The organism is Acinetobacter nectaris CIP 110549 (assembly GCF_000488215.1).
Lineage (GTDB): Bacteria > Pseudomonadota > Gammaproteobacteria > Pseudomonadales > Moraxellaceae > Acinetobacter > Acinetobacter nectaris.
Genome location: NZ_KI530728.1, coordinates 1 through 1,283, shown reverse-complemented (window position 1 = coordinate 1,283; position 1,283 = coordinate 1). Strand labels below are relative to the sequence as shown.

Genomic DNA, 1,283 nt, shown 5'->3' with positions numbered 1-1,283 from the left:
GTATTTTCTTGAGTGTTATCTTGGTTCTGACGTCGTTCAGTACTTCTATTTTGTGACTCACGTTCATCTCTTCTTTGTTCAGTATTATTTCTTCTCGAAGAAGTATTTTCTTGAGTATTATCTTGGTTCTGACGTCGTTCAGTATTTCTATTTTGTGACTCACGATTTTCTCTTTTTGCATCGTCTATACCTTGCTTAAGAGCATCGGAGACATCTTTATTTGAAGTCGCTAGTTGAGAACCTAATCTATATGCTTCTTGCTCACTAAGTGTACTACTGTTGTTCGCAGCAAAACCTGTTGTAACAAGTGTTGTAGATATTAATCCAAGGAAAAACTTATTCATATTCAGACCCAAAGAAGAAATAATAGAAATTAAATATATAAATAGATTCATTATAATATAATTTGATTAAATTATAAAATATTGACGGTTGGTTTTAATTTTTTATATATATCAAATACTTAAATTATATAAATATTGTATAAATGTAATAATATTAAAGTATTTTTTATTAAATTTATTATAAAATATCTAATATATCCTTGATATATAATAAAAAAAAATCTATAAAAATATAAGAATTGATCTTTGGTAAAAAATGTAAATTTTAATTTAAAAAAAAAGACCTTCTTTGGGGATAGGTCTTAACTCTTTGGGAATAAATCATTATATATTTATAAATTTTATGGTATATGAAACCACATAATTTGTCACTTTTTTATATGAATTAGCCGTAATTTTTATGATGGAATTGGTTTTTGGTAATAACGGTTGTTAATTTTGTATACTGGTATTAACTATGGCATTATAGTCCTCAGATTTATGTCACCTCGAACACTCATAGATATCTTCTCTACTAGTAGAAATACTTGTTTTTATAAGAGCAAACCCCGTGGGGTTGCTCTTTTTTTAATTGTATATATAAATTATTTTTGCTCAGGGTTATCCACTTATTTTGTGGATGATTTTTACAGATAGAGATTTGAAAAACCAAAATAAAACTATAAATCGTGTGTTTTTTAATCTAAACCATAGGCAATAAGTTCCAAAACTGCTCATAAAAAAGCCGACTTGTTTCTAAGTCGGCTTTTAGGTTTTGCGCTGATGGATTGTTTTAACATAAGTTTATGATTTTTAGATACTTATTATAAACCTATTCGGATAATGCCCATTATGTTAAGTCAGACTTATTTTGCAATGTAATAAGCTAAAAAATATGTAATCTTTAGCTGATTTACGACAGAGTAAAAATTATTCAAAATTACTAAATAAAAATTTAAT

The 1,283-nt window shown here is 26.5% G+C and carries 1 protein-coding gene; it reads right to left on the bottom strand.

Annotated features, from left to right (window positions below; translation table 11 throughout):
* Positions 1–344 (bottom strand): hypothetical protein (locus P256_RS08805; RefSeq protein ID WP_040332056.1); only part of this gene is annotated, 344 nt, incomplete at its 3' end.
* Positions 345–1,283 lie beyond the last annotated feature (939 nt).